Source organism: Paenibacillus sp. S-38 (genome assembly GCF_049942825.1).
Taxonomy (GTDB): Bacteria; Bacillota; Bacilli; order Paenibacillales; family NBRC-103111; genus Paenibacillus_G.
The window spans coordinates 6,278,765-6,299,239 of the sequence record NZ_CP187970.1; the positions used below are offsets into that span (position 1 = coordinate 6,278,765).

A 20,475-nucleotide genomic window follows, 5' to 3' on the forward strand; every position below is an offset into this window, starting at 1 on the left:
CAAGCCCGCTCGGCAGTGTCAATAAGGAATAGAGGAACCCTTTTCCACCCGAATCGTGATATAATCGAGCCAGGCTTTACCCCGTTTTGGGCAATACGATGAACAGTAGATGAGGTGACTCCCGTTGACTTACGATTTTGACCGACTTATTGACCGACGCAACACCCGTTCTTACAAATGGGACCAAGGTGCCAAGCTGTTCGGCGATCCGGATATTCTTCCGCTGTGGGTAGCGGACATGGACTTCCTTGCCCCGCCCGCGGTACGCGAAGTGCTCGAGAAGCGCGCCGCGCTCGGCGTCTACGGGTATGCCGTCCGGACGGAAGGCTATCTGGGCAGCATCGTGAACTGGTACCGCCGGCGCCACGGCTGGACGATCGAGCCCGGATGGATCACGGATTCTCCTAGCATCGTGACTTCCCTGAGCCTGGCCGTCGAGCTGTTCACGGAGCCCGAAGGCGAGGTTGTCCTGCAGTCGCCGGTCTACTATCCGTTCTATGACGTCATCCTGGGCAACGGCCGCAAGGTCGCCAAGAACCCGCTCGTGGTCCGGAACAACCGGTTCGAGATGGACTACGAGCATCTCGAGTCCCTGTTCCAGGGGGGAGCCAAGCTCCTGCTGCTGTGCTCCCCGCATAATCCCGGCGGCCGCGTCTGGGAACGCGAGGAGCTGCTGCGCCTCGGCGAGCTGTGCCTGAGATACGGCGTGACCGTCGTCTCCGACGAGATCCACTGCGATCTGGCCCTCACCGGCCACAAGCATATCCCGTTCGCCTCCCTCTCGCCCGAGCTTGCGGACATTACGATGACTTGTCTGGCGGCAACGAAGACGTTCAACCTGCCGGGCCTGCACACATCCTACGTCGTGACCTCGAACGCATCCATCCGCCGCCGGCTCGAACACCGCATCAAGACGCTCAGCATCCACATGGCGAGCCATTTCGCCCAGGACGCCGTGGAAGCGGCTTACAACGAAGGCGAGCAGTGGCTCGACGAGATGCTTGCTTACGTCGAGGGCAACCTCGAGTACGCGATCGGCTACCTGGCCGAGCACCTGCCGGAAGTGAATCCGCTGCGCCCGGACGGCACGTACCTGCTGTGGGTCGACTGCCGTGGTCTGGACCTCGACATCAAGGGCCTCAAGGACCTGATGTTCAACCGGGCCAAGGTGGCCTTCAGCGAAGGCTCGGTGTTCGGTACGGAGGGCGAAGGCTGGCTGCGCATCAACCTGGCCTGCCCGCGCACCATCCTCGTAGAGGCGCTGCAGCGCTTCTGCGGAGCGGCTGTACCGCAGTAAGCGGGGCTGCCGACCGGTAGACGATACAACCAAAAGCCGTAAGAAAGCAGAGCGATTCTGCTTCCTTACGGCTTGTTTGTGTTTGGCGAAGCGGCTTTGTGCGCCTAAGTTCCGCCCGACGAGCAGCTTCGCTCCCCTCAGCCTACTGCTCCCGCCTTCACATACCCGGCAAGCGGGCTGTTCGAGGCGGCGAGCGCCTCCGCCACCAGCCCCGCGACCTTCTTCGCGCCGTGCTCGTTGAAGTGCGTATCGTCCCGCTCCCCTTCGGGGTAGTTCGGATGCTCGCCCGGCTCCAGCCAGACGAACCAGGCCTTGGACGCCTCTGCGCCCAGCTTCCGGTACGCCTCCTGCGTCCGGCTGCACAGATCGAGCAGCGGCACCTCCAGCTTCTGCGCCAGCCGCTGCACGGCAGCCGGGTAGTCCCCATGGGACGGGACGAGCTCGCCCGCCTCATTGAACTTCCGCCGCTCCACGGAAGTGAGCAGGAGCGGGTACGCTCCTTTGCTCCACGCCATCTCAATGTATCGGGTCAAATGCTCCTCGTAGGTGGAGCCGGGATCCGTATGCCGCTCCTCGTCCGGCTTCTCGTCGTTATGCCCGAACTGGACAAGGAGGTAGTCCCCTTCCCCGATCGAAGAAGCGATCCGCTCGAAGTGCCCTTCGGCGATGAAGCTCTTCGAGCTGCGCCCGTTGCGCGCCCTGTTGCTTACCCGCACCTCATCCGTCAGGTAAGAAGCGATCCACTCGCCCCAACCGGACATCGGCCGCTTGTCCTCCGGGTAATTCGCGGCGGTCGAATCGCCGGCTATATATACCGTGACCCATTTATTTTCTCTCATCTGTATGCAGCTCCCCTCTTCCGGCTGACAAAGCCTGTCCCATTTAAAGTTAAAGTGCTGTATTCTGATTCCGGAGACTCTTTTCATTGTAGAACAAGTCCTGTAATCCTGTATTTACTCTATCATGTCTGTTTTATTTGGTTTTTTTCGCCTACTTGCTCTATTCCATATCATTATTGATCGTTGATCAATTACACAGCATTCCCACCCTGCCGCTCCTTCTATCAACACCCCCAACTTATTTTTATGATGAAACGACAAAAAAGCCCCTGCGCCAAGGGCTCTTTCTTGTGTAAGATAAGTAAAAGTAAAATCGTTTATGGAGGTGAAGGACCTTGAAGATAGAAATCGAAGTGAAAGCCTACGGCAAAGTAGAAGTTCAAGGAACAGAAGATGCTTTTAAAAGCACAGAGCTAGTTCGTGTACTCAAACTTCCAAAAGAAACAACCTTAGGTGAATTGGAGTCATTATTAACTAAGCTATTTGAAGAGGTTGAAAGCGAATATGCCAATCCAGAGCTATGTCATGGAAAAATAACCATACGTGCAAAGAAAGAGAATGGCGGAATCGTTTATGTGAACTAGATATTCGGACAATTAGCCCATCATCGGCAGCTTTGTCGATTGAGCTAAAAGTGAACGATAGCTGGATAAAGACACCGCGGCGGCCGGCCAAGATGATCGGCTGCCTTTTTCATTTAAAGTAACGCGCAGGATAATCGAATAATGGTCTGGACAAACTTGGTATGCAATAAATGGTTGCATTCTGTTTTCTTCTATGTTTTAATTTACTGACGAACGTTCGTTAGTCGGGAGGCATTCGATGACGGCAGACCATATTAAGGAAATTGCACTGACTCATTTCGCGCGAAATGGGTATGAAGGGGCGTCTCTTGCCGATATTTCCGCTGAAGTAGGGATTAAAAAACAGTCGATCTATAATCACTTTAAAGGCAAGGATGATTTGTTCCTCGCTGTCTTTCAAGACGTAGCCGTGAGGGAGATGCTTTTTATTGAAGATTATTTGAAGCAAAGCAGTCTGCTGTCGCTGGAAGATACGCTATACGGCTTCCTGAATGAGTACAGAAAGCGATACGAGCGGGATGAGGATACCAAGTTCTTTCTGCGTATGGCCTTCTTCCCGCCCGGTCACCTTCATAAGGAGATTGTAGATTTTTGCAATCGCCACCTTGATCGAATGGAGCAACTGCTCGAACCGGTCTTCACCTTGGCGGTCACTAAAGGCGAGATGCATCCCGATGTTTCCAGTGAGCGAGCTTCCGCAGCCTTCTCCGCCGTATTGGATGGCATGTTTGTCGAGATGCTGTATGGCGGCTTGGAGCGTTCTCTTAAGAGACTCGATGCATCCTGGTTCGTATACTGGCGAGGGGTAAAGAAGAACAGCTAGAGGAGGATTAGACGTGAACCGCAGTTGGATATACATTATGGTTGGCGCGTTGTTCGAAGTGTTTTGGGTTATCGGCTTCAAGCATGCAGACGATTGGGTTACATGGCTGGGAACCGTGATTTCCCTTTTCATTTCGTTTACGCTCATTATTATTGCATCTACCAAATTGCCAGTAGGTACGGTTTATGCCGTATTTACGGGACTCGGGACAGGCGGTACCGTGCTTGTCGAAATGTTTTTGTTCGATGAACCTGTTAGGTTGGCGAAGCTCCTGCTGATTGCATTGCTGTTGGCAGGCGTACTGGGATTGAAGTTGGTCGGAGGCTCTTCCGATTCCAAGGAGGTGGCTCACTAATGGCTTGGATCTCGTTAATTTTAGCCGGTATGTTCGAAGTCGTAGGTGTGCTTGGGATGAACCGAATCAAGCGAGATCATAATGTAAAAGCTTATCTTCTCTTCTGTATCGGCATCATTCTGAGCTTTGCCTTTTTGAGTTATGCCATGAGAAGTCTGCCTATGGGTACGGCATATGCGATATGGACAGGAATCGGTACGGTTGGTGGAGCATTCGTTGGTATGTTTTTCTTTGGTGAATCCAGAGAGTGGCGCCGCCTCCTGTTTATTGCCATGGTCCTAGCTGCGGCTGTCGGGCTGAAACTCATCTCCTGACCATTTTTTGATTTATCTGCTGGACTAGAACTTAATACTGCGATCATAACTATTTATAATTTTGGGCGAATGATACATGGAGCTATGGTTGTAGGCTGTGAAACCCCATTTAGCAGCGGTACTCTTCAAAGGGTGGTCGCTGTTTTGGTTTGCACGTATCATTGAACGATCGGGAAAGACACTTCGGCAGACGGCTAAGATGATCGGCTGCCTTTTGCCATTAAGGTAACGGGCAGCACAATGGATAAACATGTTAAAGTTAGGGCTGAGATTATCGTGTGTTAACATTCTAGGAGGTACAAGTTGAATCCATATAACCACTTATATCTAAAAAAGATATTAGGTTTAGCTTTTCATGGTGACACCACATCTCAAAAAATGATCCACTCAATAAAAGAGCCATTTTCCGTTTCGACCGATTTTTCATCTTTAGTCGTTGTCATAAGAGATAGATCGGTCGAAAATCATGTAGAGGATTTTGGGAATAACTTGTGCCTATCAAGGTACCGTGCTGAAATATACCGTTGTAAAGAAAACGCTGTAGGTCCTCAGGATGTTCTAATTTCATGGACGTATATTCCTATTCCACTTGATTTTCAGGTTGCTAAAATCCAATATCATAAGAATAGGTTTTGTTTCATTTCAACGGATAATGAGCATGTCTCCGGGACTTTAGATAAAATAATTAGCTCTATGCTCAATTCAGTATTACATTCAAATAATGTAACTGAAGTAGAAATCGGGAAGGCCTTTATTTCAATCGAAAACTAGATTTGCATTTGTACCTTTATGCGCCCATTGCTTGTCAACCGTACAATTCCAGAATATGGAAGTATCGGGGAACGCTAACGATAGTTAAGTGACTAAAAGGTGAAGGAGAGCGATCTTTGATGTGTCGGTATGCGATGTATGGGCCGTATAAAGACATTTATGCATGCTTTAATTGTAGAAAGGTTTTTAAACAAACATCTGATCTTGTACTTGGTGCATCGGGAATCTCAAATAGACAATACAAATGTCCCCAGTGCGGCGAGATTATGAATGACATGGGGCATGATTTCAAGGCACCAAAACAAGATGATAAGAAGCAATGGATGAAAGTTGAACAATTGTATAAGAACGGGTTCACATATCATTCCTGCGGATGCGGTGGTCCAGGTTATCGGCCAGCAAAATTATCAGAAGTGGAAGAGTTCATAAACAGGAATAAGTCATTTAAATCAGCTGGAGAACTGTTACTGCAAAAATTATCGAGCAAGCATTAAGCACTTATAGGCTAACGTTATTACACTAACTGAAAACAACAGCACAACAACCAGGGAGCAGATCGCCGCGGGCAGCTGCTCCCTTATTTGTTGCTTCCGAAGTTTACGACGCACCGATGAATTTACGGCGACTCGAACGTCTATAGGTATGAATCGCAAAACGCAACCAATCCAATCTCTGGGAGGAACCAACGATGACGGTCAAACTTACCCCTTACATTAATTTGGAGGGGCGCACGAAGGAAGCCATTCAGTTCTACGAGCAAACCATTGGTGCCGAGATTCTTTCCCTTGCGACTTACGGAGACATGCCGGACATGCCCGATACGTTTAGCGACGAACTGAAGAGCCTTGTGGCGCATGCGAAGCTGAGAGTGGGCGAATCGGAGCTGATGTTTTCGGATGCGCCCGGGGGTACCGCCTATCGAAACCGGGAAACGGGTGACGATCTGCATTACGACGAACGACGTAGAGAAGTCAAAGCGGTTCTTCGATGCTTTGCGGCAGGACGGCCATGTCAATATACCGTTTCAGGAGGAATCGTTCAGCCCCGGATTTGGCGACGTCACGGACAAGTTCGGCGTGACGTTCCAGATCTACACGGAGATATAAACCATACCCCGCGAAGAAAGAGTGGCCCACCATCTGGTGGCGCTGCTCTTTTTTTATATACAAACGAATTCCTCAGTAGGTATTATAGTATTGAAGAATTCTTCCATAAAAAGGTGGACACCGCCATGAATGTAACCGCATCAGAACTTCAGTTATTTGACGACTTGAAGCCGGGGTTAACCTCGTTCTGCTATAGGATGCTGGGGTCTATCGATGATGCAGACGATGCCGTGCAGGAAACCTTCATTCGCGTCTGGCAAAGCTGGAACTCCTTCCGACAGGAATCCTCATTTAAAACGTGGGTCTATCGGATCGCATCCAATATATGCCTGGACAAGCTAAGACAAGCGAAACGCCGCATTCGCCCCGTAGACTTCTCCGGCCCTGCGGAATCGATTGTCGAACCTCGCGAGACGCTGCCTGACTCGTCTTGGATCTGGCCGGCCCCTGACTTTTCGAATAATCCGGAAGATATTTTCATCCGCAAAGATACGCTGCATATCTGTTTTATTACACTTTTACAGCTCTTGCCTCCCCGTCAACGGGCGGTGATGATTTTGAAGGATGTATTCGAGTGGCCCTCCAAGCAGATCGCAGAGACGTTAGGCATGTCGCCGGCAGCGGTGAACAGCGCCCTGCAGAGGGCCAGAGATACGCTTACGCGGGAACAGCTCCGTTCCGATGAATTTCACAGGAGCGAAGAAGCACCGGATCAGGAATTGCTGACGCGTTATGTGGAAGCCTTCGAGCAATTCGATATCAACGCCCTGGTCGCCTTGTTTCATGAAGAAGGCCGGATGTCGATGCCGCCTTTCCCTATGTGGGTGCGCGGCAAGGACGATTTGTTCCAATTTTTCACGCTTACACGCTGGCATTGCGAGGGATCCCGGTTTGTACCGGTTACGGCGAATGGCGGTTTCCCTGCGTTAGCGCAGTATATGCCGAGCAGGGAAGATGACGGCTTGATCCCTTGGGGGATTCACCTCTTAGAAGTGAAAGACAACAAAGTATTCCATGTCCAGAATTTCATCAATCGAAAATTATTTGCCCGATTCGGGCTTCCGGATCGATTGGACCGATGAATTTCGCCGGTTGGTTTCGTCTACAGAAGTGAAAACAAAAACAAGAGAGGGTGTTTTTACAATGAAAACGAGTCAACCGACGAAAGTTACCGTGCAGGCGGTCATTCAAGCGCCGATAGAAAAGACATGGAGGTACTGGACCGAGCCGGAACACATCACGAAGTGGAATCAAGCTTCGGAGTCGTGGCACGCACCGAGGGCGGAGAATGATCTGCGGGTTGGAGGCAAGTTTCTCACCCGGATGGAAGCGAAAGACGGCAGCATGGGGTTTGACTTCTTTGGAACATACGACGTCGTGAAGTCGCATGAGCAGATTTCATACACCATGGAAGACGGGAGAAAGGTTGAGATCACCTTCACGAATCAAGGGAACGAAACCAAGGTGATTGAAACGTTTGACGCGGAAAGCACCCATTCCACCGAAATGCAGCAGGCGGGCTGGCAGGCAATCCTGGATAACTTCAAGAAATATACGGAGGAATCCTAGAATAGGGGGTGGCGGTCTTGAAGATCGAGATGAAGACGAACACGGGAATAACGATCGCAAACGACATCTCTAAGGCGCGGCTCTGGACGGCGCGTATCATGAGCGGAATCGTCGTCCTGTTCATGCTGTTCGATGGGATAGGAAAAATCGCCAAGCCCGCGCCGGTGGTAGAAAGCACGCTCGCACTTGGATTCACCGAGAACCACCTCGTGGCGATGGGAGTTCTAAGTTTGCTCTGCACCATCCTGTATGCCTTACCGCGAACGCGGTTCTTGGGGGCGCTGCTGCTCACGGGCTACTTAGGCGGCGCGGTGGCTGCACATCTCAGGGTAGATCATCCGTTGTGGTCTCATATGATGTTTCCCGTCTATGTCGCCATTCTTGCTTGGGGGGCGCTGTGGCTGATCGATCGGAGATTGCGCAATCTTCGCTGGGAACGCGAATAACATAGATACGGCCGCCGGGGAAACGGCGGCTTTTTTGCTGTGTCGCTGAATTTGCGCAATACAAATGGGTTATCATCCCTTACTGGACAACGGCCATGCTATTTATACTGGATTTGTTAACCGCACCACAAAGCACGGCCTATTTTGTTACGAAGGGACTGTCTATCCAATGAATCGGAAACTGAAGCTGAACGGCATTAAGAAAATCAGAAAAGTACAAACACACGTACATGAATTTGAAGGCAGCACGAAATTAGCCGAACAAGGCGCTGATCGTCACAATCATCGTTTTGCAGGGGTTACAGGGCAAGTCATCCCATTTGGAAAAAGTCATGTTCATGAAATTGACCTTACGCACACGGATTTCTTTAACCACTTTCATAATCTGAAAAAAATTAGAACAGGTCCAGCAATTCCGGTTGGAAATGGAAAACACGTTCACTTTGTTACTGGAATGACAACGTTAAATGATGGTCACAGGCATAACTTCAACTTTGCAACACTAATTCAAAAACCTCTTGTATAACCATCAAGAATGAACGAAAAGAGCCCTGCCATTTCTTTGCAAACACCCCGTCAATCTTTTTAGATGACGGGGTTTCTTGTTTTCCCTTATAATTGCAGTACATATATCCGAAAATTAATTTGATTTTCTGCCTTTTTTCGAGAAATATTTCTTTTATTTGTCCTAATTCTATGTCCCCATCCAAGGAGGCCGTCCCCGTGAACGATGTCTACTCACAGAAGTACACGCTGGAGAACGAGGCGTTCGCAATCCAATATATGAACTACAAGGGGTACTTCAAAATGCCCCGCGACCACCTGCACTCCTACTATGAGATTTTTTATCTGCTCGAAGGCGAGCGGGTTTATTTTATCAACGACACGGTCTATACGGCGCAGCAGGGCGATCTCGTCATCGTCAATCCATACGACCTGCATCACACCTCTTCCTCCGACGTACCGGGCTTTGAACGGATGCTGGTTAACTTTACGCCCGAGTTCGCCCTTCCGCTGTTCGCCGGGTCGTCGTCCGAGCCGCTGCCCTTCGCCCAAGGCTCGAAGCTGCTGCGGCTGCCGCTGAAGGAGCAGGCGGCTGCCGAGGGGCTCATCCGGCAGATGTATGCGGAATGCGCCGAAGCACAGCCGGGCTACGAGACCTGCGTGAAGGCCGCGCTGGCCCAGCTGCTCGTCCGAATTCACCGTGAATTCCTGCGGGAGAGCCGCTGTCCTTCACCTACCGAATATACACATCCGATGCATGAGAAAATCTCGGAGGTCGCCGCCTACCTCACCCGGCATTACCACGAGGAGCTTACCCTGGAGGGGGTTGCCGCCCGGTTCTTCATCAGTCCGTCCTACCTGAGCCGGATCTTCAAGAAGATCACGGGATACCATTTCCGTGAATATCTCCTGCAGGTCCGGGTCAAGGAAGCCCAGCGTCGGCTGAGGGATACGCGCGACAAAACGATCACCATTGCGGAACAGACAGGCTTCCGGCACATCTCCCACTTCAATACGACCTTCAAGAAAATCGTCGGCCTCCCTCCCCTCCAGTACCGCAAGCAGCAGCAGGAGCCTCACCGAAAGAAGCACCCCCTGCCTAGGTGAGCATTTGGCTGCTGCATAGGGGCAGAGCTGTATGGGGCGAGTCCTGCATACAGCTTTTTGTTCTGCGCATACGTTGAATATTAATCCATTATTTTGTATTATTATACAAAACCTATTCAAGGAGGCCATCTCATGTCACTTCTCATCCGCAGCGCCGAACCCCGGGATCTCATCCCGCTGACCGGGTTAATGAACGATTATATCGCAGGCTTCTACGGCAACCCGTGGCCGGGCGAGAGCCATATCCATGATCTGATTCACATGCTGCTCCAGAAGCAGCGCGGCGTTCAGTTCGTGGCCGAGCAGGACGGAGCACTGATCGGCTTCGCCACCTTGTACTTTACGATGAGTACGATGAAGGCTAGTCCCATCAGCATCATGAACGATTTATTTCTCCTGGAGCCGTACCGGGGAACCGAAGCGGAATCCCGGCTGTTTGCCCACTGCCGCACCTACTCCGCCGACAACGGGTTCTCCTATATGTCGTGGATCACGGGGACCGGGAACGAGAGGGCCCAGCGTTTCTTCGACGGGACAGGCGCCGTCCGGGGCAGCTGGGTGAACTATTCGATCGTGTAGAGTGAAGCGATCCATCCGCTCGCATGGGGCCTCCCAGCCGACGCCAATCCATCCCCCTTCGGACAATCACCCTTCTCTGCCGGACCGTTGAGTCCCCGCCCCCCTCTCTCCCTGTCATCACGTCCCCCTACACTGCAGCTCCTACTCATGCCGGCCTATTCCTTCATACAATCACACTTCGATGCTCATCGAACGATCCCGGCGGTACAATGAGGGAACCACCTAGTTGGAGAGAGGAGAACACGGCATGAACATAATCAACCCCCTGCCGGCATCCGAAGTCATTACCCCGAGTATCCTGTATTACGGCACTCCTGTCCTTCTCATGACCACCCGGAACGAGTGCGGCTGTGACAATATCAGTCCACTGTCCTCCTCCTGGGCGCTTGGCGACCGGATCGTGCTCGGGATCGGAACGGCAGGCAAAGGATATGAGAATCTGACAAGGGAGCGTCAATGCGTGCTGAATCTGCCTGATGCCGGTCTATGGCAGCAGGTGGAACAGCTTGCCCCCACGACGGGCAAGGACCCGGTTCCCGAGTCGAAGCGGCTGCTCGGATTCGTCTATGAGCCGGATAAATTCGGCCGATGCGGACTCTCCGCCGCTCCCTCAGAGCTTGTGAAGCCGGCACGGATCGCCGAGTGTCCGCTGCAGATCGAGGCCGCCGTATGCCATATCCGCATTCCCGAGGGGAGCCCCCATTTTGCTATCGTAGAGACACAAGCATTGCGGGTTCATGCTCACCCCGGCATTCTCCGGGAGGGCCGGCATATCGATCCGGCCAAGTGGAACCCGCTGATCTATAACTTCCGCCATTATTTTGGGCTGGGCACCGAGCTGGGCCGGACGTTCCGTGCAGAGACTTGAGTAACTTACGACTTGGGCCCTACCTCCTCAAAGCAGTATTCGCATTTGATAGAGTGCGGGCAGCGGACAACGAACCACCCAAAATCCAATATTTGTAATTCCCTACTATACCGCGTATACTCAAGAGGAAAACGTCTGTTTCATCCTCCTGGAGGTGATCCCCATGTCCGAATCCGGCCAGCCGCCGGGCACTCCACCGGGGCCCATGTCGTTCAAAGATAAATCGCTGGCCGTCTCGTTGTTTGTCCTTTTTATCGCATTCGTGGTGATCTTCGTGTTCGCCGCCGTGTTCTTCCTGATTACGGGCACCTTTGCGATCCTCGGCATTACGTACGATTCATGGCAGTCGATCCTTTCTTTTATCGGGATGAGCATGGTCTCGGATCTTGTGCTGGGAGGTCTCCTCCTGTTTCCGAAGGTCCTCTGCGCGATGGTGTTCCGCCACAGCCCCCGGTGGCAGCTGCTTCTGTTCCACCTCCTGCTCCAATTTACCTTTGATCTTCTTTCCGTGCATTATATCGACGAGTGGATGGATGGGGTAACGATCGGCGGTGGCGCTGAAGTGGGGTTTGTCCTCATCATGATTGCCATTGACACGCTGATCCCGGACAGCAGGAAGAAGAGGACGCTGAACGAAGGACCTCCGCAGGACAGGGTCAGATAGCACTCGGTGCGGGGAGGCGCCCTTTTCCAGGGTGCGGCTGAAACGCAGGATCCCGCGCCGCGTAAAGTCTTGTATCCAACGAAGCGAGGTGTTCAACAATGTATCTTCTGGCCATTCTGCTTCCTCCCGTCGCCGTCCTCCTGTCCGGCAAGCCGTTCCAGGCTTTCCTGAATCTCATTCTTACGCTCTGCTTCTGGCTGCCGGGGGCCATCCATGCCTGCATGGTGGTTCACGAGAAAAAAGAAGACCGGCGCATGGAACGTCTGCAGCGTCAAATGTATAAATAACCTATCGGCTCAGCGGCTCTCCCGCCCTTTGGAAGGACTAGCGCATGTTGATGTAACAGGACATGAAGGCAGCCGGTAACCCGCGTTTCCTTCTCTGCCCTTTGCCAAAAAGGCCGGCTGCAGCGCAGTCCGGCCTTTTTGGCTTCTTCCGCCTACTCTGCGGCATCCTCATACAGATTCTCCGCGTTCGCCGGCAGCGCTCTTACATAGTGGAGATGGGCCGTAACGCGGCGGTCGTCCTCCTCCGGATAGTCGAAACCGGCATGCTCCGCCACCTCCCGCGCGACCTCCCGGAACAGGCGTCCCATCCCAAGGAGGGCCTCCCAGGTCCGTTCGTACTCCCCGTCTGCGTAAGTCGCGGCATAGGCCTCCCACAGACGCGGCTCCAGGTGCTTCTGGAGATGCTTGCCGGCCTTGCCGGTCGCTGCCGTATAGCCGCTGCGCATACCCGCATGCCACTCCAGCATACGCACGAGCATGTGCCGGACCGGCTCCTCCATCATCGCCTTGGCGTAGGGAAGCTCGCGGCGCCACAGACCCTTGGCAATGTAGGTGCTCACCCACCAGAATTCGTTGCAGCAGGCGGCGAACTCCGCCTGGCCGGGCGGCCTCGTCACATAATCCCGGTCACTGGGCGGCGGATACGGCTCCATCTCCCCGTCCTTGTCGAGCAGCAGGACGCTCAGGCTGTCCCGCGGCTGCTGGTCCTTTTGCTCCCAGGGAAGCAAAGTCAGATCAATCCGGTTCCCGTCCGCGAACTGCATCAGGAACGCAAACCGGCTGTATTCGCCCTCCGCATCCTGCTCCGTCTCCAGCTCGTCGGGTGTCTGCATGATCATCATCTTACCGAAGCGCCGGATCCAGTCGCGGTCCCGGACAAAGGGAGCGACCTTCCGGACGAAGAAAACGATGTCATAGTCCTGAAAAGGATCCCGCCGTACATTCGGATTCACCCGTGAGCCGTTCATAACGACAGCCCGGATGCCCTCCTCTTCATTCGCGAAGGCGAGGATGGCTTCCATCATTTCCCGTTCACCGCGCATTCCGGTTCTCCCCCCAGAGTCATCGATATTAGAAAGCGCCTCTGTATTCCACCTGGCCGATATACACCAGTTCACCCGCCCCGGTCCTGCTGAGGGTATGCTCCCCATCATAAGCCAGGTTGTACACCAGGATCACCGTATTGAATGCCCTGTCCAAGGGACCGATCTCCTCCGCAAAAGCGGAAATGAGCTCCTCATCGTAGGAATGGCCACCGAGCAGGCTCGCCCATTCGGCAGCCGGTGCCTCCCGGTATTGCAGCTCTATGAAATCCGGATCGTACCGCAAGGCAAAATCGTTCTCAAACGGTGAGGGCACATAGTCCCCCTCTTCCGTATAGCTTCCTTCCACGTACGCCTGCACCGCCTCCTCCAAGCTCCAGGAGCCCAGCCAGAGCGAGACGCGGCTCTCGTCCGTCAAGTCCTTTTCCATCCCTGCGCCTTCCTCCTCCGCTTCTATGGATGTGCTTGCGCTTCTATGGATGTGCTTGCGCCTCCACGCCTGCCGATCCGCTGTCCTTGGTTGGCACAGGCGGCCCGGCGGCAAACGCCCCGTCCTTCCATCTCCGGGTGACCTCCATATAGGCTCCCTCCGCCTGATCATAATAGACGTTCAGGAAAGCCGTCTCCCCTGCCTTGGGATACCGGATCGACTCGTCGTGATCCGCCGAATAAATATCCTCCGCCAGCACCCCGAAGCCCTCCCGGCCTACGGTCAGCAGCGAATAGAAATTCCCATTGCTTCCGCCCCACTGCCCCACCGTGAAGTCAGGCTGCCGGTCCGCATTGTAATCGTCGAAGAGCAGCCGGAACGGCTCTTCCTTGCGGAAGCTCATCTCCCCGCCGTCAAAAGCCCCGTTCAGAGGGAACCTGCCAAGCTCCCGGCCATCGGCACCCGCGGCCACCGCCTCGAAGGTGCCGTACAGGTACGTCCCCTCGAAAGGACCGGGATTCAAGTCCGTCTGCTCCACAGCTGCGGTCACCTGGATGCGGATGGTGTCCATCCTGCCGTCCCCATCCGCATCTGCGCGGCCTTCACCGACGATGGTTCCGGCGGCCGCCGGCGTATCTGCCCGCCCGCTAACCGGAGCCTCCGGCCCGGACGCAGCCGCATCCGAAGAGGCGGCCTCTTGTCCGGAGACGGCCGGCGCCAGTGGTACGGCCTTATGACCGGTCGCAGCAGGTTCCCATAACGCGGTCCCTTCTCCAGGAACAGCGGTCTGACCATGAGCCGGTGACGTACCCGCCGCCAGATCCGGAGAAGCGGAGCGGGCAGGAGCTTCGAGCGATTTTCCTAACCCGAGCAAAGCGGCTGCGGCAGCGATCCCGAGAAGCACAACCCCACCTGTTCGATGCACAGCGTTCTCCCCATTCTTGTCATATGCTTCTTCCATGGATCAGACGGCGGCTTACCGGGGAAAGTTGCGCGCATGATCATCTCTGCGCCCAACGGCTGCATGCTCTTACTCCATCCTCTATGCCCGAGGGTTCCTGGCGGCGCCCACCCGATCACCCTGAGCTCAGGCCCGGACCTGCAGGAACAGCCCGGAAGCCGAAGCTGCCGGGCTGTGAAATCAGCCGAAAATAGGATTCCTATCTGCCTACCCCTGTACCACGCCGGCATTAATTCAGCTTCCGGACCGGTTCCCCGGCCAGAAACGCGCGGATGTCCTCCACCGCGTCCCCGTAGAACGTCCGGTAATTGCGCTCGGTGACATACCCGAGATGCGGAGTCGTCAGCACATTCGGCAGCGTACGGAACACATCGTCGGCCGGAAGAGGCTCCTTCTCGTATACGTCGATTCCGGCGCCGGCAATCCAGCCCTCCTGCAGCGCCTCGACAAGAGCCTCGCGGTCCACGATCGGCGCCCGGGAGGTGTTGATGAGATAAGCGGTCGGCTTCATCCGCTTGAGCTCCTCCCGGCCGAGTAGCCCTCTCGAACGGTCGCCGAGCACGAGGTGGACCGAGACGAAATCGCTGCTCTCGAGCAGTTCTTCCATGGAGGCGGCGAGCTGTACGCCGGCCTCTCCGGCCCGCTCGGCGGTGAGGTTCGGGCTCCAGGCCGCGACCTCCATGCCGAAGGCCAGCCCGACGCGTGCGACACGCGAGCCCACGGTGCCGAGCCCGAGGAGGCCGAGCCTCCGGCCGAACAGGTCGACGCCCAGCGTGCTCTGCCACGGGCCGTTCGAGCGCAGGGCCTGGTGCTCGGGCACCAGATGCCGGGCCAGCCCGAGGATGAGCGCCCAGGTCAGCTCCGGCGTCGGCTCGGGATTGCCCCGGGTCCCGCAGACGGTGATTCCCTGGGCAGCAGCCGCCGCCAGATCGACGGAGGCATTGCGCATGCCCGTCGTCACGAGCAGCTTCAGCCGGGGCAGGCGTTCAAGCAGTGAAGCGCGGAACGGGGTGCGCTCCCGCATGATCACGATGATCTCGAAGCTTTCGAGGGCGGAGGCAAGCTTCTCCTCATCGTCCGCGTGTTCATGGAACATCTCCACGTCCACTCGGTCCTCCAAGGCAGACCAATCCGCCAGCGAGGCTGCAGCCCCCTGGTAATCATCCAATACAGCGCAGCGAAGCTTCATATCGAACATCCCCTTCCTAGTGGATCGAATGCAACCACATGCCTCTTAGAAGGGTTCGCCGGTCATCCGTTCTTTTCCTCCTGGGGCGGGGCAGGCTCATCCCGTAGATCGTTATCTCGGCAGCGTAAACTCCGCCGTCTCTTCCTTGAACTGTCTCTTGCCGTCCGCATCCACAGCCGGACCGAATTCCATACGGAAAGTTTTGTAGAGCTGGAATTCATCCTTGCGGAATAAGAACACATGATACTTCTCACCTTGGCTGCCCGGAGCAAGCTCCTGAGGGTTGCTCGGTTCTACCATCCCCTCGGACAGGGCCGTTCCGCGGTTCTCGTCAATGTGGAGCTTGGAGCTCGTCAAAAACAGGCTCAGCGTCTTGTCGGACTGGTTATCCAGCAGGAGCTTCACGGTTACCGCCACAATGCCGTTCTCACCGAAGTTTTTGAACCTCGCCTGATTGGCTGCCGTCGGCACGATCTCCGCATACTGAACCCCATCCAGCGTTACCTTTAAGCCGCCGATCTGTTTCGTTTCCCCGATCCCGGTCTTCTCGAAGATCATCTTCTTGTCGGCCATATTATCGGTCGTCAGACGGTCGGGATAGAATTTGGGCTCGCTTGCCAGCTGCTGCTTCTGCTCTTCACTGTAGAGAAAATCGAATACCGCATTCCCCTTGAAGCTGTCCTTCGCCTCTTTATTGTCTGCGGCCCCTCCTTCGATAATGAACTTGGGCTTGACGCTCTTCAGCGATTCGAATTCCTCATTGGTCAATGTAAACGAGACGAGTCCCGTTACCTTCTCGCCGGCAGCGTATTTCGAAATTTCGGTTTCCTGCTTGGACTTCGGCTGGTCCTCCTTGCGGATAAACGTACGGTTGCCGTCATTCGGGATATAATCGGACGACTTGCTGACTTGGATTCGATAATTGTTATTATAGTACATGGCTTTGCCCGTACCGTTATCCAGGGTTACCTTCGCCGTAACCACGTACCCTTCCGTCTGGTCTTCGAACGGGATGGAAGCCACCCTTTTGTTCATGCCGGTTACCTTCACGATCTGATAGGCATCGACGGAAACCTTAAACCCGTTCATATCATGCGAGTAGCCCGGCGACGGATTCGTATAGACCACCTCGACGTCCCCCTCGGATTCCACGGCGATGTTCGGATTCAGTACCTCTCCGCTGGCGGCCGCTGCTGGAGCAGGCTTGGAGGTGTCCGAAGCGGGAGAAGCTTCCTTGGACGGCACCGCCTCTGCTGTCTTGGATTGTGTCTGTACGGGCTCCGGCTGCCCCTCCGCTTGCTTGTTGGTGCCGCAGGCGGATAGCAGGGCGGCCAGAAGGAGTGCGATGGATACGACTGTCTTGTTCAATGATGTCCCAACCTTTGTTATGTATTTGATCGTTGTTCAATTCCATATTTTCCCTCACATTGCCGCAAAATGAAATAGGTACTAACGTCCAACAAACTGGAATATAATAGTAAATCGTGTTGAAACAGCTCGAATTATGGAGAATTTTTGCTGCGTGAGCAGCAAACAAGCCCGCCTTCCCTCCAAGGGGAAAAGCGGGCTTGTTCTATGCGCACCCAGGCATCGTCTGTCCTACGTGCCGAACTGCGCCTGGTGCAGCCGGCTGTACATGCCGCCGGCCGCGACGAGCTCCTGGTGCGCTCCCTCCTCGGCGACGCCCTCCTCCGTCACGACGATGATCCGGTCGGCGTTCTTGATCGTGGCGAGGCGGTGGGCGATGACCAGCGTGGTGCGGCCGGCCGACAGCTCGGCCAGAGACTGCTGAATCGCCAGCTCCGTGGCGGTGTCGAGCGCCGAGGTCGCTTCGTCGAGGATCAGAATCGGCGGATTCTTCAGGAACATGCGCGCGATGGCCAGCCGCTGCTTTTGTCCGCCCGACAGCTTCACGCCGCGCTCGCCGATCTGCGTCTGCATGCCCTCCGGCTGCTTGCTGATGAACTCCTCGAGCTGGGCCCGGCGTGCCGCCTCCCAGATCTCCGCATCGCTGGCGTCTAGCTTGCCGTAGGCAATGTTCTGGCGGATCGTGCCCTCGAAGAGGTACACCTCCTGCTGCACGATGCCGATCTGGCTGCGCAGCGACTGCAGGGTCATGCGGCGGATGTCCATGCCGTCGATCGTGATGCTGCCCTCGCTGCACTCGTAGAAGCGCGGCAGCAGGGAGCAGATGGTCGTTTTGCCCGCTCCCGACGGTCCGACGAAGGCCACGGTCTCTCCTGCACGGATGGACAGGTTCAGCCCGTTCAGGATCTTCTTGCTCCCGTCGTAGCCGAACGATACGCTGCGGAACCGGATATCCCCGATCAGAGGGCCGGCGTCCGCCGCATCCGGGGCATCGGCCACATCCGGCTCGGTATCGAGGATGGCGCAGTAGCGTTTGAACCCGGCGATGCCCTTCGGGTAGCTCTCGATCACGGCATTGATCTTCTCGATCGGCCGGAAGAAGACGTTCGAGAGGAGCAGGAACCCGACGAACTCCCCGTAGGTCAGCTCCCCGCGGATGACGAACCAGGTGCCGGCGATCATGACGAATACGGAGACGAGCCGCATCATCATGTAGGTGATCGACATGCTCTTGGCCATGAGCTTGTAGGCGAGCAGCTTCGTCAGCCGGTACTGCTGGTTGTTGACCTTGAAGAGCTCCTTCTCGTACTCTTCGTTCGCGAACGCCTGGACCACGCGGATCCCGCCGATGTTGTTCTCGACGCGCGTGTTGAATTCGCCCACGTCACCGAACAGCCGCTCATAGGTGCGCGTCATCCGGGAGCTGAAGTGAAGTGCGAACCAGGCCATAAGCGGAATGACGATGAACGTAAGCACAGCCAGCTTCCAGTTGATGGTGAGCATGAGACCGAAAGCCCCAAGAAGAGTCATGACGGCGATAAAAACATCCTCCGGGCCGTGATGCGCAATCTCCCCGATCTCATTGAGATCGTTCGTAATCCGGGTCATGAGGTGCCCGGTTTTGTTGTTGTCGAAGAAGCGGAAGGACAGCTTCTGGATATGGTCGAAGAGCTTCCTGCGCATGTCCGTCTCGATATTGATGCCGAGCATATGCCCCCAATACGTGACCACATACTGCAGAACGGTATTCAGCACATAGATGAAGAGCAGGGCTGCGCACGCCCACAGGATCAGCGGCCAGTTCTGGCCAGGCAGCAGCTTATCCACGAACTGGTTGACGGCCAGCGGAAAGCCGAGCTCGAGCAGACCCGCCACCACCGCGCAGCCGAAATCGAGCAGGAACAACCCCCGGTAAGGCCGGTAGTAAGAGAAAAAACGGCGAAGCAAGGCAGATCCCTCATTTCCTTTGCGTTGTATGTATGGCCCATTGCCTTCATCGTACATGCGCAGCCCCAATTTGGCAATCGGGGCGAGGGGTGCGGCAGGCGGATTTTTTTCCTATAAAAAAACGGGCTTCCGCCATGACGGAAAACCCGTTCCCCGCATACCGATCCCCCCGCCTGCTTCCCGCTCTCATCCCGAATACAGCCGGTCCCTTCCTTCCCGCTTCGCTTTGTAGAGCAGCTCATCCGCCGCGGCATACAGCTCCCGGGGTTCGGCGTACGCTCCGGAGTAAGCGGCAAGCCCGGCCGAGATTGTCAGCCGCAGAGGTCCCTTCTCGTGCCCCTCGAGGAACACATGCTCCCGGACCAGCTCATGAAACCGCTTGGAGGCTTCGAGTGCCTGCTCCCTGTTGACATTGGGGAACATGACCGAAAATTCCTCTCCCCCGTTGCGCGTGATGATCTCCGTACCCCTGAAGTTGTCCCGGAGCAGGCCCGCATATTCGACCAGCACCTGGTCCCCGGCCGGGTGGCCGAGCGTATCGTTGATCTTTTTGAAAAAATCGATATCCGTCACGAGCAGGCTCAGCCCGATCTTCCCCCGCTGCGCGGCACTGAAGAGCTTCGGGAACACTTCCTGGAAGAAGCGGACGTTGGAGATGCCCGTCAGCCCGTCCGTCAGCGCGTAGCGCTCGAGATGCTTCTGGGTATCATGGGCCTGGTGCATGTAGGAGACAAAATAATAGATCAGAGCCCCGCAGCCCAGCTCGACGGCCATCCGGTACAGCGCGAAGGAGGTCAAAACCGGGGTCGGCGTCGTGAAATGCAGCATAACGTAAAAGCACAAATTGAGGAGGAGCCAAATCTTCCAGCGGCGCCACTTCAGGAAGTGGAAGGCCAGCATCACCACAGCCACGGTGCCCCAGATATAGGCCAGGTGCCCCGGCATAAATAGACGGCCGTCTTGACTGAAGAACCGGACCGCCAGTCCGATCAGATCCGGAACCCCTCCGGCTATGAACGCGGCGATGCCTCCGCCGAAGACGGCCGCCGTAATGAAGGTCGCTCCCCCGATCATGATCGGTTCCCGGTATCCTTCCATGAAGATCGGAAAGCTGCGGTACAAAAACTGGGCCAGACCGAACCCGATACCCAGCAGGATGTTCCGGGCCAATGCCGAACGGAGGTGCTCCTGATACCGGAAATACAGCTGAAAAAAAACGAACATCGTCAAGAAATTCATAGACAGGTTCAGAAACACGTCCTGCAGCACAGCCAAGTCACCACCATGTAGAAGCTTCTATGTTGTTCACTACTTATTCGACATTATTCGTCAAATTCCTTCCTTTTCTGCACTCTTCTCTTTGGCATAACCCCCCCTAGCTTGCCCAGACCGTCCATAAATTTCAAACTTTTTTCAAAAAAAAT

Annotated in this window: 24 protein-coding genes and 1 pseudogene; 17 read left to right on the forward strand and 8 right to left on the reverse strand. The window is 55.1% G+C overall.

Annotation, left to right across the window (positions count from 1 at the left end; all coding sequences use genetic code 11):
• The first annotated feature begins 124 nt into the window (after positions 1 to 124).
• Positions 125 to 1,297 (forward strand): MalY/PatB family protein, encoded by a 1,173-nt coding sequence (locus ACP26L_RS27485; RefSeq protein ID WP_426448200.1) that lies wholly within the window; start codon positions 125 to 127, stop codon positions 1,295 to 1,297.
• 137 nt (positions 1,298 to 1,434) lie between these two features.
• Here the strand turns inward: ACP26L_RS27485 and ACP26L_RS27490 are convergent, their stop codons facing one another.
• On the reverse strand, positions 1,435 to 2,136 hold the full coding sequence (locus ACP26L_RS27490; protein WP_426448202.1) for a rhamnogalacturonan acetylesterase: 702 nt from the start codon (positions 2,134 to 2,136) through the stop codon (positions 1,435 to 1,437).
• 335 nt (positions 2,137 to 2,471) lie between these two features.
• On the opposite strand from ACP26L_RS27490, the gene ACP26L_RS27495 reads away from it, so the two are divergent.
• The 16 genes and pseudogenes from ACP26L_RS27495 to ACP26L_RS27570 all read left to right on the forward strand — a co-directional run bounded on the left by ACP26L_RS27495 (position 2,472) and on the right by ACP26L_RS27570 (position 12,113).
• Positions 2,472 to 2,720 (forward strand): hypothetical protein, encoded by a 249-nt coding sequence (locus tag ACP26L_RS27495; protein WP_426448203.1) that lies wholly within the window; start codon positions 2,472 to 2,474, stop codon positions 2,718 to 2,720.
• 238 nt (positions 2,721 to 2,958) lie between these two features.
• Positions 2,959 to 3,543, forward strand: a complete 585-nt coding sequence (locus tag ACP26L_RS27500; RefSeq protein ID WP_426448205.1) for a TetR/AcrR family transcriptional regulator — start codon at positions 2,959 to 2,961, stop codon at positions 3,541 to 3,543.
• Positions 3,544 to 3,556: 13 nt separating this feature from the next.
• Complete coding sequence (locus ACP26L_RS27505; protein WP_426448206.1) at positions 3,557 to 3,898, forward strand: DMT family transporter; 342 nt, start codon at positions 3,557 to 3,559, stop codon at positions 3,896 to 3,898.
• Entirely contained in the window at positions 3,898 to 4,212 is a 315-nt protein-coding gene (locus tag ACP26L_RS27510; RefSeq protein WP_426448207.1) for a DMT family transporter, read from the forward strand. The genes ACP26L_RS27505 and ACP26L_RS27510 overlap by 1 nt, the downstream gene beginning before the upstream one ends.
• A gap of 303 nt (positions 4,213 to 4,515) precedes the next feature.
• Complete coding sequence (locus ACP26L_RS27515) at positions 4,516 to 4,983, forward strand: hypothetical protein (protein ID WP_426448209.1); 468 nt, start codon at positions 4,516 to 4,518, stop codon at positions 4,981 to 4,983.
• Positions 4,984 to 5,249: 266 nt separating this feature from the next.
• Positions 5,250 to 5,477 (forward strand): hypothetical protein, encoded by a 228-nt coding sequence (locus ACP26L_RS27520; RefSeq protein ID WP_426448210.1) that lies wholly within the window; start codon positions 5,250 to 5,252, stop codon positions 5,475 to 5,477.
• 194 nt (positions 5,478 to 5,671) lie between these two features.
• Positions 5,672 to 6,089, forward strand: a pseudogene (locus ACP26L_RS27525) (VOC family protein).
• Between the two features lie 125 nt (positions 6,090 to 6,214).
• Positions 6,215 to 7,171 carry a sigma-70 family RNA polymerase sigma factor gene (locus tag ACP26L_RS27530; protein ID WP_426448212.1) on the forward strand — a complete coding sequence of 319 codons (957 nt, stop codon included), beginning with the start codon at positions 6,215 to 6,217 and terminating at the stop codon, positions 7,169 to 7,171.
• A 61-nt stretch (positions 7,172 to 7,232) separates the two neighbouring features.
• Positions 7,233 to 7,658 carry an SRPBCC family protein gene (locus tag ACP26L_RS27535; RefSeq protein WP_426448214.1) on the forward strand — a complete coding sequence of 142 codons (426 nt, stop codon included), beginning with the start codon at positions 7,233 to 7,235 and terminating at the stop codon, positions 7,656 to 7,658.
• 17 nt (positions 7,659 to 7,675) lie between these two features.
• Positions 7,676 to 8,104 carry a DoxX family protein gene (locus ACP26L_RS27540; RefSeq protein WP_426448216.1) on the forward strand — a complete coding sequence of 143 codons (429 nt, stop codon included), beginning with the start codon at positions 7,676 to 7,678 and terminating at the stop codon, positions 8,102 to 8,104.
• A gap of 169 nt (positions 8,105 to 8,273) precedes the next feature.
• On the forward strand, positions 8,274 to 8,630 hold the full coding sequence (locus tag ACP26L_RS27545) for a YmaF family protein (RefSeq protein WP_426448218.1): 357 nt from the start codon (positions 8,274 to 8,276) through the stop codon (positions 8,628 to 8,630).
• Positions 8,631 to 8,827: 197 nt separating this feature from the next.
• Entirely contained in the window at positions 8,828 to 9,715 is an 888-nt protein-coding gene (locus ACP26L_RS27550) for an AraC family transcriptional regulator (RefSeq protein ID WP_426448220.1), read from the forward strand.
• A 132-nt stretch (positions 9,716 to 9,847) separates the two neighbouring features.
• The gene (locus ACP26L_RS27555; RefSeq protein ID WP_426448222.1) at positions 9,848 to 10,294 is read left to right on the forward strand and encodes a GNAT family N-acetyltransferase; all 447 of its coding nucleotides are present in this window, start codon (positions 9,848 to 9,850) and stop codon (positions 10,292 to 10,294) included.
• Between the two features lie 247 nt (positions 10,295 to 10,541).
• Positions 10,542 to 11,162 (forward strand): flavin reductase family protein, encoded by a 621-nt coding sequence (locus ACP26L_RS27560; RefSeq protein ID WP_426448224.1) that lies wholly within the window; start codon positions 10,542 to 10,544, stop codon positions 11,160 to 11,162.
• Positions 11,163 to 11,325: 163 nt separating this feature from the next.
• Positions 11,326 to 11,826: a regulatory YrvL family protein gene (locus ACP26L_RS27565; RefSeq protein ID WP_426448226.1), complete on the forward strand. Its 501-nt coding sequence runs from the start codon at positions 11,326 to 11,328 to the stop codon at positions 11,824 to 11,826.
• A 98-nt stretch (positions 11,827 to 11,924) separates the two neighbouring features.
• Complete coding sequence (locus ACP26L_RS27570) at positions 11,925 to 12,113, forward strand: YqaE/Pmp3 family membrane protein (RefSeq protein ID WP_426448228.1); 189 nt, start codon at positions 11,925 to 11,927, stop codon at positions 12,111 to 12,113.
• Positions 12,114 to 12,265: 152 nt separating this feature from the next.
• On the opposite strand, the gene ACP26L_RS27575 is transcribed toward ACP26L_RS27570, so the two are convergent.
• The 7 genes from ACP26L_RS27575 to ACP26L_RS27605 form a co-directional block, all read right to left on the reverse strand.
• Entirely contained in the window at positions 12,266 to 13,156 is an 891-nt protein-coding gene (locus tag ACP26L_RS27575; RefSeq protein WP_426448229.1) for an aminoglycoside 6-adenylyltransferase, read from the reverse strand.
• A gap of 28 nt (positions 13,157 to 13,184) precedes the next feature.
• On the reverse strand, positions 13,185 to 13,586 hold the full coding sequence (locus tag ACP26L_RS27580) for an immunity 22 family protein (protein WP_426448231.1): 402 nt from the start codon (positions 13,584 to 13,586) through the stop codon (positions 13,185 to 13,187).
• A 43-nt stretch (positions 13,587 to 13,629) separates the two neighbouring features.
• Positions 13,630 to 14,547 (reverse strand): hypothetical protein, encoded by a 918-nt coding sequence (locus ACP26L_RS27585; RefSeq protein WP_426448233.1) that lies wholly within the window; start codon positions 14,545 to 14,547, stop codon positions 13,630 to 13,632.
• A gap of 229 nt (positions 14,548 to 14,776) precedes the next feature.
• Positions 14,777 to 15,736 carry a D-2-hydroxyacid dehydrogenase family protein gene (locus tag ACP26L_RS27590; RefSeq protein WP_426448234.1) on the reverse strand — a complete coding sequence of 320 codons (960 nt, stop codon included), beginning with the start codon at positions 15,734 to 15,736 and terminating at the stop codon, positions 14,777 to 14,779.
• 111 nt (positions 15,737 to 15,847) lie between these two features.
• Positions 15,848 to 17,104 (reverse strand): DUF5068 domain-containing protein, encoded by a 1,257-nt coding sequence (locus tag ACP26L_RS27595; RefSeq protein ID WP_426448236.1) that lies wholly within the window; start codon positions 17,102 to 17,104, stop codon positions 15,848 to 15,850.
• A 231-nt stretch (positions 17,105 to 17,335) separates the two neighbouring features.
• Positions 17,336 to 19,051, reverse strand: coding sequence for an ABC transporter ATP-binding protein (locus tag ACP26L_RS27600; RefSeq protein WP_426448238.1), 1,716 nt, complete (start codon positions 19,049 to 19,051; stop codon positions 17,336 to 17,338).
• Between the two features lie 186 nt (positions 19,052 to 19,237).
• Positions 19,238 to 20,308: a GGDEF domain-containing protein gene (locus ACP26L_RS27605; RefSeq protein WP_426448240.1), complete on the reverse strand. Its 1,071-nt coding sequence runs from the start codon at positions 20,306 to 20,308 to the stop codon at positions 19,238 to 19,240.
• Positions 20,309 to 20,475 lie beyond the last annotated feature (167 nt).